The organism is Massilia orientalis (assembly GCF_030411975.2).
GTDB classification, from domain to species: Bacteria; Pseudomonadota; Gammaproteobacteria; order Burkholderiales; family Burkholderiaceae_D; genus Telluria; species Telluria orientalis.
Window position 1 is genome coordinate 1 of sequence record NZ_JASNRB020000028.1, and the last position, 16,719, is coordinate 16,719.

The 16,719-nt window shown below is 67.4% G+C and carries 10 protein-coding genes; 8 read left to right on the top strand and 2 right to left on the bottom strand.

The annotated features are described in order from the left end of the window. Positions 1 to 631 (top strand): IS1595 family transposase (locus QPK29_RS29250; protein WP_400189882.1); only part of this gene is annotated, 631 nt, incomplete at its 5' end. Between the two features lie 42 nt (positions 632 to 673). Here QPK29_RS29250 and QPK29_RS29255 read toward each other — a convergent pair. After that, a complete protein-coding gene (locus QPK29_RS29255) occupies positions 674 to 1,972 on the bottom strand; it encodes an acetyl-CoA hydrolase/transferase family protein (RefSeq protein ID WP_371771794.1) in 1,299 nt (432 codons plus the stop codon). 158 nt (positions 1,973 to 2,130) lie between these two features. On the opposite strand from QPK29_RS29255, the gene QPK29_RS29260 reads away from it, so the two are divergent. The 7 genes from QPK29_RS29260 to QPK29_RS29290 all read left to right on the top strand — a co-directional run bounded on the left by QPK29_RS29260 (position 2,131) and on the right by QPK29_RS29290 (position 14,172). Continuing rightward, positions 2,131 to 2,733, top strand: a complete 603-nt coding sequence (locus tag QPK29_RS29260; RefSeq protein ID WP_160408340.1) for a hypothetical protein — start codon at positions 2,131 to 2,133, stop codon at positions 2,731 to 2,733. A gap of 106 nt (positions 2,734 to 2,839) precedes the next feature. Then, positions 2,840 to 3,604, top strand: a complete 765-nt coding sequence (locus QPK29_RS29265) for a 3-hydroxyacyl-CoA dehydrogenase (protein ID WP_160408342.1) — start codon at positions 2,840 to 2,842, stop codon at positions 3,602 to 3,604. 52 nt (positions 3,605 to 3,656) lie between these two features. Then, positions 3,657 to 5,450 carry a gamma-glutamyltransferase family protein gene (locus QPK29_RS29270; RefSeq protein ID WP_371771793.1) on the top strand — a complete coding sequence of 598 codons (1,794 nt, stop codon included), beginning with the start codon at positions 3,657 to 3,659 and terminating at the stop codon, positions 5,448 to 5,450. 169 nt (positions 5,451 to 5,619) lie between these two features. Beyond that, positions 5,620 to 6,789, top strand: a complete 1,170-nt coding sequence (locus tag QPK29_RS29275) for a patatin-like phospholipase family protein (RefSeq protein ID WP_371771792.1) — start codon at positions 5,620 to 5,622, stop codon at positions 6,787 to 6,789. Beyond that, entirely contained in the window at positions 6,786 to 11,006 is a 4,221-nt protein-coding gene (locus tag QPK29_RS29280; protein ID WP_371771791.1) for a hybrid sensor histidine kinase/response regulator, read from the top strand. The genes QPK29_RS29275 and QPK29_RS29280 overlap by 4 nt, the downstream gene beginning before the upstream one ends. A gap of 64 nt (positions 11,007 to 11,070) precedes the next feature. After that, the gene (locus QPK29_RS29285) at positions 11,071 to 11,766 is read left to right on the top strand and encodes a response regulator (protein ID WP_371764750.1); all 696 of its coding nucleotides are present in this window, start codon (positions 11,071 to 11,073) and stop codon (positions 11,764 to 11,766) included. Between the two features lie 300 nt (positions 11,767 to 12,066). Continuing rightward, a complete protein-coding gene (locus QPK29_RS29290; protein WP_371771790.1) occupies positions 12,067 to 14,172 on the top strand; it encodes a hybrid sensor histidine kinase/response regulator in 2,106 nt (701 codons plus the stop codon). Positions 14,173 to 14,199: 27 nt separating this feature from the next. Here the strand turns inward: QPK29_RS29290 and QPK29_RS29295 are convergent, their stop codons facing one another. Next, entirely contained in the window at positions 14,200 to 16,398 is a 2,199-nt protein-coding gene (locus QPK29_RS29295; protein WP_371771789.1) for a bifunctional SulP family inorganic anion transporter/carbonic anhydrase, read from the bottom strand. Between the last annotated feature and the right edge of the window lie 321 nt (positions 16,399 to 16,719).

Below are 16,719 nucleotides of genomic sequence, written 5' to 3' on the forward strand. Positions count from 1 at the left end.
GCGCACCGTGCGCGATGCCGCGCGAGTCGTCGGCGTGCATCGCACGACCAGCTTCCGGTGGCGCCACCGGTTCGTGCCCGGCGCCATGCGCGACCGGCCGGCGACATTGTCGGCCATCGTCGAGGCCGACGAGACGTATCGGCTCGAATCGCAGAAGGGGGCGCGCAACCTGACGCGGCCACCCCGAAAACGGGGTGGCGTCGCCAAACGGCGGGGTATCAATCGAGAACACGATTGCCTGCTCGTCGCGCGCGACCGCAGCGGCCGGACACTTGATTTTCATACGGGGCGCGGCCAGGTGACGGTCGGGCAATTGCATGAGTGCCTCAAACCCGTTTTGCCGGACGACGCCCTGTTGATCACCGACGGCGCCATCGTCTATCAGCATTTCGCGGAGCAGGCCGGCATCGCGCATGAAGCGGTGAACGTGGAAGCGGGCGTCCGGGCGCGCGGCGCGATTCACATTCAAAACGTGAACAGCTGGCACAGCCGGTTCAAAAGCTGGCTGGTGCGGTTTCGCGGCGTGGCGAGCCGCTACCTGATCCATTACTCGGGCTGGCAGCGCGTGCTGGACGATCGTCGGCTCACGAAGCCGGCTCATCTGCTGTGCGCTGCGGTCCAGCTCGGCTAGACGAGCGGGTTACCGAATTACCGCGAACACAGCCTTTTTATTTCAGAACACGCACATGCGGTCCGCTTCCTCGCGCAGCCACGGCCGGAAGTCCGGATGCGCGATGCCGATCAGTGCCTGCGCGCGCTGCTTGGCCGACTTGCCACGCAATTGCGCCACACCCCATTCCGTGACGACGTAGTTGACGTCGTTCTTGCTCGTCGTCGCGTGGGTGCCCGGCGACAGGGTCGGCACGATGCGCGAGACGGTGCCGTCCTTCGCCGTCGACGGCAACACGATGAACGACTTGCCGCCGCGCGAGCGGTTCGCGGCGCGCACGAAATCCACCTGGCCGCCCGTGCCGGAGTAAGGCAGGTGTCCGATGCTCTCGCTGCCACACTGGCCGAGCAGGTCGACCTGCAGGCTCGCGTTGATCGACACGAGCTTGTCGTTCTGCCCGGCGATGTACGGGTCGTTCGTGAAGTTCGACGGGTGCATCTCCAGCATCGGATTGTGGTGCATGAACTCGTACAGGCGGCGCGAGCCGAGCGCGAACGTCGCCACCATCTTGCCCGGCAACAGGGTCTTGCGGCGGTTGTTGACGGCGCCCGCTTCCACGAGTCGTAGAATGCCGTCGCCGATCATCTCCGTGTGGATGCCGAGGTCGCGCTTGTCCGTCAGCTGCATGACGACGGCGTCCGGAATGCCGCCGTAGCCGATCTGCAGGGTGGAACCGTCTTCGATGTGCTCCGCCACGAGACGGCCGATCGCTTCCTGCACGGGACCGATGTGAGGCAGGCCCACTTCCATGATCGGGTCTTCGCTTTCGACCAGCGCCGTCACCTGCGAGATGTGCACGTGGCACTGGCCGTGCGTGAACGGGACGTGCGGGTTCACTTCCAGCACGACAGTGCGCGCCTTGGCGATGGCCGCCATCGTGTAATCCGTGCCGAGGCTGAGGGCGAAGTGGCCGGAGGCGCTCATCGGCGACGCCATCGCGAACACGACGTCGGACGGCATCAGGCCCCGTTCGATCAGCAGCGGGATTTCGGAAAAATAATTCGGGATGAAGTCGCACCAGCCGCCCTGGCCGCCGGCGCGCGACGCGCCGCCGAAGAACAGCGCCGCGTGGCGCACGTGCGGCCGGCATTCAGGCGCGAAATACCCGAACTTGCGCATCGCGAGGATCTGCGCCACCTGGACGTCGTGGAAGCCCCGGCATTCCTGCGACAGCGCGTGCAGCAGGGTGGGCGGTTCGCCGACACCGGTCGGGACGACGATCATGTCGCCGTCACGGACGTGGTTGAGGGCATCGAAGGCACTGCCGCGCTTGGCGCGATACATCTCCTGCAGGGTCTGCATGGTCGTCTCCTGTGTCGTTTTTGTTTGAAAAACATGCACCGTGGCAGCTTAACAGCGTGGCGCAGGAAACTGACGCTCACCTGACACGCATCCGGCGCACAGCAGCGCGCCGGCGAGGCGCCGCGCGGCCGATAATGGAACGCGAGGAGCGACCCATCATGGAACCGAAACGATATGTACTGACTGCATGCATGCTGCTGACGTGGTCGTGCATGGCGCACGCGCAGAACCAGGCCCAGCGTGCGGAGCAGGCCAACCGCGACGCCACCGTGGCCGATGAAGCGAGCACGGCCAGGCCGGCGCGCACGCCGCCGCCGGCGACGCTGAGCTATGGCCCCGTGCTGAATCCGCGCGCACAGCAGGGCGCCGACGCCGTCCGCAAGGACCCGGCAGAGGTGCACGACGAAGCGGATACGCTGGCCCGCCAGGCCCAGCCGCAAGACAAGCCACTCACCGACAAGCAGATCGAGGAATTGCGCCGCCGCGCCGCACGCCGCCACCCGGCGTGGCAGGGAGAAGGGGCGATGGCGCCGCGGCCGCTGCGGTCCGGCGCGACGCCGCCCGCGACGGCCGCCGTGCCGATTCCGCCGCCGGCGACGGCGCCGCAGCCCACCGTGCCCAGCACGAGCGTCATCCGCGGCTGCCAGGGCATCGTTTGCACGGATGGGGCCGGCAATACGTTCAATGCGGGCGGCAGTGCCGGCGTCAGCAGCACGGGCCGCGCATGTGTGCGGAACGGGACCACCGTCACTTGTTTTTGACGTGTCGACCCAATCCCCGCTAGAATCTTCTAGTTGACGTTTACGTAAACGGAAATGAGCGGAAAATAAGCGGAAATTAACGCGAAGCATATCGAAAGGGAGACAGATGCAAATCCAGAATAACGTGTTCATCGTGACGGGCGGCGCCTCGGGCCTGGGCGCGGCCACCGCGCGCACCATCGTCGAAGCGGGCGGCAAGGTCGTGCTCGCCGACGTGCAGCAGGAAGCCGGCACGGCGCTGGCCGCCGAGCTCGGTGCAGCGTCACGTTTCGTGAAATGCGACGTGACGTCGGAAGCGGACGGCCAGGCCGTCGTGGCGGCGGCTCTCGAACTGGGCAGCCTGCGCGGCCTCGTCAACTGCGCCGGCGTGGCGCCGGCGATCAAGACGGTCGGCAAGGACGGTCCGCATCCGCTGGACGCGTTCCAGCGCGCCATCAACATCAACCTCGTCGGCACCTTCAACATGTGCCGCCTGGCGGCCGATGCGATGGGCAAGGAAGAGGGGCTGGAACACGGCGAGCGCGGCGTGATCATCAACACGGCGTCCGTCGCCGCGTTCGACGGCCAGATCGGCCAGGCCGCGTACGGCGCATCGAAGGCGGGCGTGGCCGGCATGACGCTGCCGATGGCGCGCGACCTGTCGCGCAGCGGCATCCGCGTGATGACGATCGCACCGGGCATCTTCGAGACGCCGATGCTGATGGGCATGCCGCAGGAAGTGCGCGATTCGCTGGGCAAGATGGTGCCGTTCCCGCCGCGCCTCGGCATGCCGCGCGAGTACGCGCACCTGGCGAAGACCATCATCGAGAACGTCATGCTGAACGGCGAGACGATCCGCCTGGACGGCGCCATCCGCATGCAACCGAAGTGAGCCCTTGAGCAATTTCGGGTACGATGCCCTCTGGTATTCCCGGAGAAATCGTATGACCAAGAAGTTGCTCGTCCTCGTTTTGGGCGGTGTATTGACCGCCGCCCTGCACCCCGCAGTCGCACTCGCGCAGGACGCCTCGGCCCTGCAGCGGGCTCCCGAGGCCGCCAGCGGCTATGCCGAGAAGGCCGGCTGGACCGCCCGCAAGTACATGGTGGCGGCCGCGAATCCGCTGGCGGTCGAAGCGGGCTACGAGATGCTGAAACAGGGCGGCACGGCGATCGACGCAGGCATCGCGACGCAACTGGTCCTTACGCTCGTCGAGCCGCAATCGTCCGGCATCGGCGGCGGCGCATTCCTGATGTATTACGACGGCAAGAAGGTGCAGGCGTTCGACGGCCGCGAGACGGCGCCGTCGAAGGCGGACGAGCACCTGTTCCAGCATGCGGACGGCACGCCGATGTCGCGGGCCGAAGGCATCGTGGGCGGCCGTTCGACGGGCGCGCCGGGCGTGCTGCGCATGCTGGCGCTGGCCCATCGCCAGCACGGCAAGCTGGCGTGGAAGACGCTGTTCCAGCCCGCGATCCGCCTGTCCGAGCAAGGCTTCGCGGTGAGTCCGCGCCTGAACAGCCTGCTGGCCGAGGACCGCTATCTGCGCAACGACCCGACCGCGCGCGCCTACTTCTATGCGCCGGACGGCAAGCCGTGGCCCGTCGGCCACGTGCTGAAGAATCCCGAGCTGGCGCGTACCCTGCGCGAACTGGCCGCCGGCGGCGCCGAGGTGTTTTATACCGGCCGCATCGCGCGCGACATCGAAGCGAAGGTCAAGAGCCACCCGACGAATCCGGGCCTGCTGACCGCGGCCGACATCGCCGCGTATCAACCGAAGCTGCGCGAGCCGGTCTGCAACGACTACCGCGCATACACGGTGTGCGGCATGCCGCCGCCGTCGTCGGGCGGGATCGCCGTCGCGCAGATGCTCGGCATGTTCGCGACGCGCGACATGAAAGCGCTGGCGCCCGCGAACGGCATCCCGGGCGCGGACGCCGTGCACGTGTTCTCGGAAGTGGGCCGCCTCGCGTATGCGGACCGCGACCGCTACGCCGCCGACACGGATTTCGTCCCGCTGCCCGGCCGCGGCATCCCCGCGCTGCTGGACAAGGGCTATCTGTCGCAGCGCGCCAGCCTCGTCAAGCAGCGCTCGATGGGCAAGGCGCAAGCCGGCCATCCGCCGGGCGTGGAGACGGCGTGGCACTGGGGCCTGGACAACTCGATCGAGGCGCATTCGACGTCGCACATCGTCGCGGTCGATCCGTATGGCGCGGGCCTGTCGATGACGACGAGCGTCGAGGATGCGTTCGGCTCGCGCCAGATGGTCGACGGCTTCATCCTCAACAACCAGCTGACCGACTTCTCGTTCGATTCGCGCGACGCGAACGGGCCGATCGCCAACCGCGTGGAACCGGGCAAGCGCCCGCGCAGCGCGATGAGCCCCACGATCGTGTTCGACAAGAAGACGGGCAGATTCGTGGAAGCGGTCGGTTCGCCGGGCGGTCCGCTGATCATCAATTACGTGGCCAAGGTCCTCGTCGGCACGCTCGACTGGGGCCTCGACATGCAGCAGGCGATCTCGCTGCCGAATTTCGGCAGCCGCAACGGCCCGACCGAGCTGGAGGCCGGGCGCTTCCCGTTGTCCGAGGTGAAGGCCCTGCAAGCGCGCGGCCACGACGTGCGCGTGTTCGAGCAGACGTCCGGCCTGCAGGGCATCGCGCGCATGGAGATCCACGGCGTGCCGCTGTGGTTCGGCGGTGCCGACCCGCGGCGCGAAGGTATTGCAAAAGGTGACTAGTGGTGGGGCCTCGATCAACCTGCTGCGCATCGCTCGCTACGGTTTCTCGAGGCCCTGATGCGCCGCGGGCGCGCTTTTTGACTGTTTGTCGAGGCCCTAATACAACGAAGTGTTTGTCGAAGAGCTATTTATTCAACGCAAGGTTGGCAGAGTTTGCTAATCTTGCTCTGTGGATATTGAATGTAAAACGGGGCTGATCCTCAGCGGTGGCGGCGCGCGCGCGGCCTACCAGGCGGGGGTCCTGCAGGCGATCTCCCGCATCCTGGGGGAGGCGGGCTGGCCCGCTGCGCGCAATCCGTTCGAGATCATCTGCGGCACGTCGGCCGGCGCCCTCAACGCGGCCGGGCTGGCGTGCCGCGCCGACGACTTCGGCGACGCCGTCGACGAGTTGGCGGACGTGTGGGAGGGCATCGATGTCACGCAGGTCTATCGCGCCGATTCGCTGGGCGTGCTGCGTTCCGGGGCGCGCTGGCTGTCGCTGCTGTCGTTCGGCTGGATGCTGCGCCAGTGGCACGCGGCGCCGCCGACGTCGCTGCTCGACAACACGCCGCTCGTGGGCCTGCTGCACCGCATGCTCGACCTGCCGCGCCTGGACGCGGCGCTGGCCAGCGGCTGCCTCGACGCCCTCGCGGTCACCGCATCGTCGTACAGCGGCGGCCAGCACGTCACGTTCTACCAGAGCGAACGCCAGATCGCACCGTGGAAGCGGCACCAGCGTCTCGCCCTGCAGGAACAGATCGGCGTCGAGCACCTGCTCGCGTCGAGCGCCTTGCCGTTCATCTTCCCGGCCGTGCCCTTGTACTTCGACGGCCACCTCGAATACTGCGGCGACGGCTCGATGCGCCAGCTGGCGCCGATCGCGCCCGCGATCCACCTGGGCGCACGCCGCGTGCTCGTCGTGGGGGCGGGACGCATGAACGAGACCGTGAACCATTTGCCGGCGCACGTGCGCTATCCGAGCCTGGCGCAGATCGCCGGCCACGCGCTGTCGTCGATCTTCCTGGACGGCCTCGCGATGGATATCGAGCGCCTGCAGCGCATCAACGACACGCTCTCCATGCTGCCTGAGGAGGCGCTGGCGAAGACGCCGCTGCGCCGCATCGAGCTGCTCGCGATCGTGCCGTCGGAACGCCTGGACGACATCGCCGCGCGCCACGCGGCCAATCTGCCGGGGCCCGTGCGCACGCTGCTGGGCGGGATCGGGGCGATCGAGGCGCGCGGCGCCTCGCTGGCGTCCTATTTGCTGTTCGAAGGCGGCTACACGCGCGAACTGATGGCGCTGGGCCAGCGCGACACCTATGCCCGGCGCCGCGACGTACTGGAGTTTTTCGAAGCATGAAACGATGCCTGTTCCTGGTGCTCGCGCTGTTGTGGGCCATTGTCGCCCAGGCCGCGCCGACGCCGACCCTGCGCTTCGAGCACCTGTCGGTGGACGACGGCCTCGCGCAGGAATCCGTGCTGTCGATCGTCCAGGACCCGGACGGCTTCATGTGGTTCGGCACCCAGTCCGGCCTGTCGCGCTACGACGGCTACCGCTTCACGAATTTCCGCAACGTCGTCGGCGATCCGAAGACGCTCGCCAACAACTGGGTGCGCGTGCTGTACGCCGACCGCAAGGGCCGGCTGTGGATCGGCACGGACGGCGGGCTCGATCGCTACGAACCGCAGACCGGCACGTTCAGCCATTTCCTGCCGGACGAACCGGCCAAGCGGGGCAACGGCAACCGCCACATCCGCGCCATCCTCGACGACGGCAAGGAAGGCCTGTGGCTCGCCACGGCCGACGGCCTGCAGCACTTCGACATCCCGACCGGCCGCTTCGACACGTGGCACCACGTGCCGGGCGTGCCGGACAGCCTCGCGTCCGACAAGCTGACGGCCCTCGCGCGCGGGCGCGACGGCCGCCTGTGGATCGGCACCGCGGCGGGCCTCGACAGCCTCGATCCCGAGCGGATGCACTTCCGCCACCACCCGTCGCCGCGCGGCGGCAAGTACGACTTCGTGCAGACGCTGATGGTCGACGCGGGCCAGGGCCTGTGGGTCGGCAGCATGGGCGGCCTGGAACGCCTGTCGCTCGGGCCGAAGGGCGACGTGCGCACGTTCGGGCTCGACGACGGCATGCCGCCCGGCGAGATCAGCGTGTTGTACGAGGACGCCGAGCGCCAGGTCTGGGTCGGCTCGCACGACCGCGGCCTGTACCGCTGGCTGCCCGCGCTGGGCCGCTTCGAGCGCCATCCGCACCGCATCACCGACAGCTACAGCCTGGGCGACAACCAGGTCACGGCGCTGTACGGCGACCGCGTGGGCACGTTCTGGGTCGGCACGTGGTACGGCGGCGTGTCGCGCGCGGACATGGGCAGCGGCGGCTTCGCGCGCATCGTGCGCGGCGACGACACGCCGCTCGCGCTGGAAGACAACAAGGTGCGCGGCATCGTCGGCGACGGCGGCGGAAAGCTGTGGCTCGCCACGAACGGCGGCCTGCACCTGTTCGATCCGGCGACCGGCGCGGACCAGGCGTGGCGCCTCGCGCCGGTCGAAGCGGGGCTGTCGGGCGACGCGATGGCGACGTCGGTGGCGCTCGGCCGCGACAGCACCGTGTGGCTCGGCACGCGCAACGGCCTCGCGCACTTCGATCCGAAGACCGGGCGCATCACGCGGCGCCCGCTGTCCACCGACGACGTCGACGCCAACTACGTGCGCAACGTGCACGTCACGCGCGACGGCACCTTGTGGGCCGCGACCCGCGGCGGCCTGCACCGCATCGCGCCGGACGGCAAGCAGACGACGTACCAGCACGACCCGACCGCGGCCGCGAGCCTGGCCGACAATATCGTGCGGCCGATGCTGGAAGACCGCCACGGCCGGTTCTGGGTCGGCACGTTCGACGGCCTGGACCTGCTCGACCGCGCCACCGGCAAGTTCCGCCACTTCCGCCACGATCCCGACGATCCCACCAGCCTGTCGCACGACGAGGTGCACTACCTGCTGGAAGACCGGCGCGGCGACCTGTGGGTCGGCACGGCCGTGGGCCTGAACCGCATGGTGATCGGCAGCGACGGCACGCCGCGCTTCCAGCGCTACACGGTGCGCGACGGCATGGCGGACGACGTCGTGGCCGCGATGCAGGAAGACCTCGACGGCTTCATCTGGGTGTCCAGCTCGAGCGGCCTGCACCGGCTCGATCCGTCCAGCGGCGCCTGGCGCAACTACAACGCGACCGACGGCACGATCGAAGGGGCGTACTTCGACGCCTCGGCGCTGCGCGTGGCCGACGGCACGCTCTACTTCGGCGGCAACAACGGCATCACCGCATTCAATCCGCGCGCGCTGCACGACAACCTGATCGCGCCGCGCGCCGTCATCACGGGCCTGCAGATCTTCGGCCAGCCGTGGCAGGACGTCCGGCCGGGCATGCTGCCGGGGCCGATCGAGCGCCTGTCCGGCATCACGCTCACGCCGCAGGACTCCGTGTTCTCGCTGGAGTTCTCGGCGCTGCACTTCGCCGCGCCGGGCCGCAACCGCTTCGCCTACCGCCTCGTCGGCTTCGACCAGGACTGGATCGGCGTCGACGCCAGCAAGCGCTTCGCGACCTACACGAACCTCGATCCGGGCAGCTACACGTTCCAGGTGCGCGCGGCGAACAAGGACGGCGTGTGGAGCGATGCCGCCGCCACGCTGGAAGTGACCGTGCTGCCGCCGTACTGGAAGACGTGGTGGTTCCGCACCCTGTGCGCGCTGGTGGTGATCGGCTGCGGCTACGGCGCGTATCGGATCCGCGTGGACGTCCTGCGGCGCCAGAAGGCCATGCTGGAACAACAGGTCAGCGCGCGTACGGAACGCATCGAACAGCAGAACCGCCTGCTGGAACGCCAGACCGAGGAACTGCGCGAGCAGGAACGGCAGGTGCGGCGCCGCACGAACGAGCTGGCGCTCGCCAACGACGCGCTGCAGGAAAACGAGGAACGGCTGTACCAGGCCAAGCAGCGCGCGGAAGACGCGACGCGCCAGAAGTCCGAATTCCTCGCCAACATGAGCCACGAGATGCGCACGCCGCTGGCCGGCGTGATCGGCATGCTGGGCTTCGCGCTGCGCGACACGGCGCTGCGCGACTGCACGCGCGAGCAGATCCTGCGCGGCCAGGCGAACGCCCAGTCGCTGCTGGCGATCATCAACGACCTGCTCGACTTTTCCAAGATCGAGGCGGGCAAGCTGACCATCGAGAACATCGACTTCGCGCTCGACGAATCGATTTCGCATGTCGGCACGCTGTTCGAGGAGCAGGCCGGCGCGCACAGCGTGGGGTTCGCCGTGCGCCTCGATCCGGACCTGCCGCGCTTCGTCGTGGGCGACCCGACCCGGCTGCGCCAGATCCTCGTGAACCTCGTCGGCAACGCCTTCAAGTTCACCGAGAGCGGCTCCGTCACCGTGCGCGTCGAGCGCCGCGCGGAAGACCAGCACGACCGCGCGGGCCGCAACATGATCCGCTTTTCGGTCGAAGACACGGGCATCGGCATCGCGCCGGACGCCTTGCCGCGCCTGTTCCAGAAATTCGAGCAGGCCGACGCGACGACGACGCGCCGCTACGGCGGCACGGGCCTGGGCCTGGCGATCTGCCGCCAGCTCGTCGAACTGATGGGCGGCACGATCGGCGTCGCCAGCACGCCCGGCGTGGGCTCCACGTTCAGCTTCGTGCTGCCGCTGGCGGACGGCGTGCAACCGCACTCCGTCGCCGACCAGCCGCGCGCGCCGCACACGCACCGCCTGCGCGTGCTGTGCGCGGAAGACTATCCGACCAACCAGATCATCGTGCGCATGATGCTGGAGGAGCTGGGCCACCAGGTCGACGTCGTCGAGAACGGCCTGCTGGCCGTGATGGCCTGCGCCCGCACGCGCTACGACCTGATCCTGATGGACGGCCGCATGCCCGAGATGGACGGCGCGTCGGCCACGCGCCTGATCCGCGCCGGCGGTCCGCTGGAAGCGCCCGTGCTGGACCAGCACCTGATGATCGTCGCGCTCACCGCCAACGTCAGCGAGGAAGACCGGACGCGCTACCTGGCCTGCGGCATGGATGCCTTCATCACCAAGCCCATCGACGATTCGCAACTGCATTACCACCTCACGCGCGCCATCGAGCGCCAGCTGCAGCGCGGCATCGAACTCGCACCGATGCCGGAGCCGGCCGCGCGCGCGCCGTCGACGGCCGAGCTGGACGCGATGTTCGACGTGCCGGGCGACGCCGTTGCGCCCGCCGCGCCGCCGCCCCCGATCCGGCGCGCAAGCGACCTGAAGGACCGCCTGCGCGGCGCCTTCCTGGCCGACCTGCCGCGCCGCCGCATCGAACTGGACAAGGCGCTGGCGACGGGCGACCGCGACACGGCCGGACGCGTCCTGCACGGCATGAAGGGCAGTGCCGGCTACCTGGGCGAGGATGGGCTGCGCGCGCTGTGCGCCGAACTCGAGGCCCTGGCGGACGCGGGCCAGCTCGACGCCGTGCGCGCGGGCCTGCCGCGCCTGTGGGACCTGCTGGCCCGCTTCGAGGCGGCGACTGCCTGAATCGTGCGCGCGTCTCACAGTCTGTATAATTGCCATTTAACAATTGCGACACAATGGGGCAGGGATGAAGGTATTGATAGTCGACGATGACGTGGTGTCGCGCATGATGCTGATGCACATGATCGACAACACCGCGAGCGGCGTGTTCGACGTACTGGAAGCGGAGGATGGCGCAGACGCCTGGGCGCAGCTGGACGCCGGCGCGGACCCCGCGCTGCTGTTCTGCGACCTGCGCATGCCGCGCCTGTCCGGCATGGAATTGCTGGCGCGCGTGAAGGCGGACGCCCGCTTCGCCGGACTGCCGTTCGTCCTCGTTTCGGCCGCGGCCGACGGCGCGACGATGGAACAGGCGCTGTCGCTGGGCGCCGCCGGCTACATCGTCAAGCCGTTCGACGCCGCGCGCGTCGCGCAGCACCTGCAACCCCTGATGCGCGCGCCGGACGAGCAGCCCGACGCCACCCTGCGCCGCCTCGGCATCGACGCCACGCGCCTGCTGCTGTATCTCGGCGGCCTGCAGCGCCAGCTCGTCAGCGCGGGTACCGACCTGGCCGCGCTGCTGGCCACGAGCCAGCTCGACGCCGCCCGCGCCCACCTGGCGCGCCTGTGCGAAGGGTGCCGTACGCTGGGCCTGCACGGTGCCGCGCACGGCTTCGACGCCTTGCGCTCCGCCCCCGACGGCGCCGCCCTGACGCGCGAACTGGAAGCCGCGCACCGCGCCGTGCTGCGCCAGACCGACGCCACGCGGCACCTGGCGATGTAAGGTTGCGCGCCTGTCCGCAACGTTAAATTCCTGCTGGAAAACGACAAAAATTGTTGTCGGAAATGTTGTAAATCACCCCTCCACACGGCCACGGAATCCGGCATACTGATCTTTTGCCGTGGCCGGCATGCAGCACCTTCCAGGCAGAACGGCAACTTGTCGGGCGGCTTTTTTGCCCCGTTCGGACCACGCCAAGCGCGCGCCGTCCGTCACGAGCTTGTCATTAAAATAGTCGACTTTGCACGGCAGCAGAGAACTGTCGGGATGGACTATCGACCAGGGATTGCATGAGCGAGGACTATGAAGACCACGGTTTCCCCCAGCCTGACCTTCCTTACCGGCGGCGGCCAGATGGCCGCGCATATCGCCGACCATGACTGGCACATCACGCCACTCGGCCCCATCGAGGACTGGCCCGCCGCATTGCGCACGGCACTGGGCCTGGCGCTGAATTCCCGGTTCCCCACCTTGCTGTGCTGGGGCGCCGACCTGATCAGCTTTCCTAACGACGCCTGCATGCCGTTGCTCGGCGACAAGGCCGCGCTGGGCCGGCCGTTCCGCACGGCCTGGCCGGAGGTGTGGGACACCGTCGGGCCGATCGCAACGAAAGCCCATGCGGGCGAAGCCTGCCACCACGAAGACATGCCCGTGCCGATGGCGCGCCACGGCTATCCGGAACAGCGCTGGTTCACGTTCTCGTACAGCCCCGTGCGCGACGACGACGGCACCGTCGGCGGCATCCTGTGCACGGTCGTCGAGACGACGGGCAAGGTGCGCGCGCTGGCGTCCCTGCGCCAGAAGGAAGAGTCGCTGCGCCGCCTGAACGAGGCGCTGACGCACCAGGTGGCGTCGCACGCGAGCGACCGCGAACGCCTGTGGCGCATCTCGCCCGACGTGATGGCCGCGGCGTCGCTGGCGACGGGGCGCTTCCTTACCGTGAATCCCGCGTTCACCGCGTGCTTCGGCTGGAGCGCCGAGGAAGCGACCACGCGCCCGTTCATGGACATGGTGTACCCGGACGACCGCGAGGACGTGCTGCGCAAGATGCAGATCCTGGCCGACGGCACGCCGCTCGTCGGCTACGAGACGCGCGTGCTGCACAAGGACGGCTCGTACCGCTGGGTGTCGTGGACGATCTCCCCGGAAGGCGAGCTGCTGTACGGCGTCGCGCGCGACATCACGGCGGAAAAACACCAGGCCGACGCGCTGCGCCAGGCCGAGGAAGCGCTGCGCCAGTCGCAGAAGATGGAAGCCGTGGGCCAGCTCACGGGCGGCCTCGCGCACGATTTCAACAACATGCTGGCGGGCGTCACGGGCCACCTGGAACTGATGAAGCTGCGCCTGCGCATGGGCCAGAGCGGCGACCTGCTGACGCGCATCGACGCCGCCCTCGGCGTGACCCAGCGCGCGGCCGCCCTGACGCACCGCCTGCTCGCGTTCTCGCGCCGCCAGGCCCTCGATCCGAAGCCGACCAGCGTCAACGCGCTCGTGATGTCGATGACGGACCTGATCGAGCGCGCGGCGGGCCCGTCGATCGCCGTGCGCACGCGTCTCGCGGCCGCGCTGTGGACGACCCTGTGCGATCCGAACCAGCTGGAAAGCGCGCTGCTGAACCTCGCGAACAATGCGCGCGACGCGATGCCGGAAGGCGGCCAGCTCGTCATCGAGACGGAGAACGTCACGTTGACACAAGCCCAGGCGCGCCGCCACGGCGACCTGCGGCCCGGAGAATATGTGCAGGTGAGCGTGCGCGACAACGGCGCCGGCATGGCGCCCGACGTCGTCGCGCGCGCGTTCGATCCGTTCTTCACGACGAAGCCGATGGGGCAGGGGACCGGCCTGGGCCTGTCGATGGTGTACGGCTTCGCGCACCAGTCGGGCGGCAACGTGCGCATCGAGTCGCGGCCGGGGCAGGGGACCGAAGTGCGCCTGCTGCTGCCGCGCCATCTCGTGGAGACGCAGCCGGCCGCGAGCCCCGACGTCGAACCGCCGCTGGAAGCAGGCACGCGCAAGGGTGTCGTGATGGTCGTCGACGACGAGGCGGACATCCGCGCCGTGATGACCGAGGTGCTCGAATTGCAGGGCTACACGGTGCTCGTCGCCGGCGATGCGCCGCAGGCGCTGCGCCTGTTGAAGGACACGCGGCCGGACATGCTCGTCACGGACGTCGGCCTGCCCAACGGCATGAACGGCCGCCAGCTGGCCGACCACGTGCGCGTGCAATGGCCGCAACTGCCCGTGCTGATGGTGACGGGCTATGCGGAAAGCACGGTCATGAAGAACGAAAAGCTGCCCGCGCAGATGGAGATCCTGACCAAGCCGTTCGCGATGAACGCGCTGGTGGACAAGGTCGGGTGCATGCTGGCGCTGACCGTGGGCGCGGAGACGGGGGCCGAAGCCGCCTGAGCGGCCCGGGCTTTTCAATGGGCGGGATCAGGCGGCCAGGTCGTTCCGGCCGTCGTCCAGCGTGACCGGTTCCCCGAACTGCACGGTGCGCGTGGCGATGTCGTGGTATGCGCCCACGAGTCCCATCTCGCCGCGCGCGATGCGCTCGCGCAGGAAGGCGCTGCCGGCGATGATCTCGTCCAGCGAGTTCTCGATATTGCGCCGCGTGACCGCCTCGAGCATTGCCTTGCCCTCGGGCGGATGGTGGGCGCCGCACTTGCACTGGTCGACCGCCTTGCGGATCTTGCCCGTGATCGCCCCCATGCTGTGCGCGCCTTCGTTCTGCAGCGCGAGGCCGATCGCGCCGCAGCTCGAGTGGCCCTTCACGACGATCAGCTTCGCGCCCAGTTTATGGGCGATCTCCAGGCTGCCGATGATCTCGCGGCTGATCACGTTGCCCGCGATGCGGACCGTCAGCAGGTCGCCCAGGCCGGCGTCGAAGATGATTTCCGGCGACGTGCGCGAGTCGATGCAGTTGACGACGACGGCCATCGGGTGCTGCCCGCCCGCCGTCGCCTCGACCTGGTGCAGATAGTATTTCTTCGTCGTGCGGCCCGCACGGAAGCGCTCGTTGCCGTCACGCAGCAGCTGCAGCACGTCTTCCGGAGCCAGCCTGGTCTGCGTGTCCTTGTCGAGGGCGGGGACGAACTGGATCGGATCGTGCAGGCTGTACTCGTCGCGCAGGCCCACGACGTTCAGCTTGACGTTGCGTTCCGCCGCCACGACGCGGTAGTCGTTGATGACTTCCAGCACGTCGTGGTCGATGTAGTCCGAGTTGGCCGCGTCGATCAGCACGTTCGCGTTCTCCGGGATTTCCCACAGCGCGCTCTTGATCGTGGCCTTGTTCAGGAACGACACCTGGTTCGGCAATTCCATCTTGACGACCTCGCCGATGTGCAGGCGGTACTGCTCCATCGAGAACGGATTCTTGAAGTGGCTGCGCATCAGGTAGAACAGGCTGGCGGCCAGGCCGATCAGCACGCCGGTCAGCAGGTCTGTCAGCACGATGGCGGCCACGGTGACGGCGAACGGCACGAATTGCGACCAGCCCTTCTTGTACATGTCGCGGAACAGCGAGACCTTGGCCAGCTTGTAGCCCGTCACGATGAGGATCGCGGCCAGCGCGGCCAGCGGAATCAGGTTCAGCATGGGCGCCAGCACGAGCACGCTGGCCAGCAGCAGCACGCCGTGGAGGATGGTCGAGGCCTTGGTCCGGTTGTCGTTCTGGATGTTGACGGAACTGCGCACGATGACGGACGTGACGGGCAGGCCGCCCAGCAGGCCGGCGCAGATGTTGCCGACGCCTTGTGCGACGAGTTCGCGGTTCGTGGGCGTTTCGCGCTTGTGCGGATCGAGCTTGTCGACCGCTTCCACGTTCAGCAGCGTTTCCAGCGACGCGACGATGGCGATCGTGAAGCCGACGATCCAGACGTCGTGGTTCGTGAAATGGGCGAGATCCGGGAAATTCAGGTAGGCACCCAGGTTACCGATATCGAGGGGCGGAATATCGACGAGATGTTCCGGATCGATACTCAGTGCGGGAAAGAAACGATCGAATGTCACATTCAGTGCAACACCCAGTGCCACGACGAACAATGGCGCCGGCAGCAATTTAATGTTCTTTAATGGCGTCCTGTCCCAATACACCAGGATCAGCATCGACAGGAGCGCAATGATCATGGCGCCGGGCGTGATCGCGCTGAATGCATGCGCAATCGCGGAAAACGTGTTTTCGCCATTGGCATGGATGAACGACGTTTCATCGGCCGGATTGACGTCATAACCGATCGCATGGGGAATCTGTTTGAGTATCAGCAGAATGCCGATCGCCGCGAGTAATCCCTTGATTACGTTCGAGGGAATGTAGTTGGCGATAAAGCCGGCACGGGCGACACCCATGGCCAATTGCATTACGCCGGCAAGCAATATTGCCGCGAGCAGGATTTCGAAAGCGCCGAGTTTCGTGATCGAGGCGAGGACGACGGCCGCCAGCCCGGCCGCGGGGCCGCTGACGCTCGTATGGGAACCGCTGATGGCACCCACGACGATGCCGCCGATAATGCCGGAAATAATCCCTGCAAACAAAGGGGCGCCGGAGGCGAGGGCAATACCGAGACACAGGGGCAAGGCGACAAGAAACACTACTATGCCGGCCGGCAAATCGTACTTGAGGGTATTCGTATGCATGGGAATCTCACGGAAGAACGATGGTTGTCAGTCAGAATGCGCTGATTCGTTTTGCGCATGGCGATATAACGATTTACATCGCGATTTACATCGGTCTATGGCCGATGAACCGGATGTATGAACGTTTGATTTGGATTGAACCAAAACGGTGCAATGCACCGTTTCGATGCATTTTCAGGAGCGTCGATTGTTAAAACGACGGGGAAAAAATATAACATGCAGTTTGCAAATGCGTCCAGCATGCACGGTCAAACGTTACAATTCTTTCGGGCGAATGGATTTGAATAAAAGCGGTTTTTCTCGGGGTATTTTTATTGCTTT

Coding starts and splice junctions, on each gene's coding strand:
- QPK29_RS29255 (WP_371771794.1), bottom strand. CDS start 1,972: ATGCAGACCCTGCAGGAGATGTATCGCGCCAAGCGCGGCAGTGCCTTC.
- QPK29_RS29260 (WP_160408340.1), top strand. CDS start 2,131: ATGGAACCGAAACGATATGTACTGACTGCATGCATGCTGCTGACGTGG.
- QPK29_RS29265 (WP_160408342.1), top strand. CDS start 2,840: ATGCAAATCCAGAATAACGTGTTCATCGTGACGGGCGGCGCCTCGGGC.
- QPK29_RS29270 (WP_371771793.1), top strand. CDS start 3,657: ATGACCAAGAAGTTGCTCGTCCTCGTTTTGGGCGGTGTATTGACCGCC.
- QPK29_RS29280 (WP_371771791.1), top strand. CDS start 6,786: ATGAAACGATGCCTGTTCCTGGTGCTCGCGCTGTTGTGGGCCATTGTC.
- QPK29_RS29285 (WP_371764750.1), top strand. CDS start 11,071: ATGAAGGTATTGATAGTCGACGATGACGTGGTGTCGCGCATGATGCTG.
- QPK29_RS29290 (WP_371771790.1), top strand. CDS start 12,067: ATGAAGACCACGGTTTCCCCCAGCCTGACCTTCCTTACCGGCGGCGGC.
- QPK29_RS29295 (WP_371771789.1), bottom strand. CDS start 16,398: ATGCATACGAATACCCTCAAGTACGATTTGCCGGCCGGCATAGTAGTG.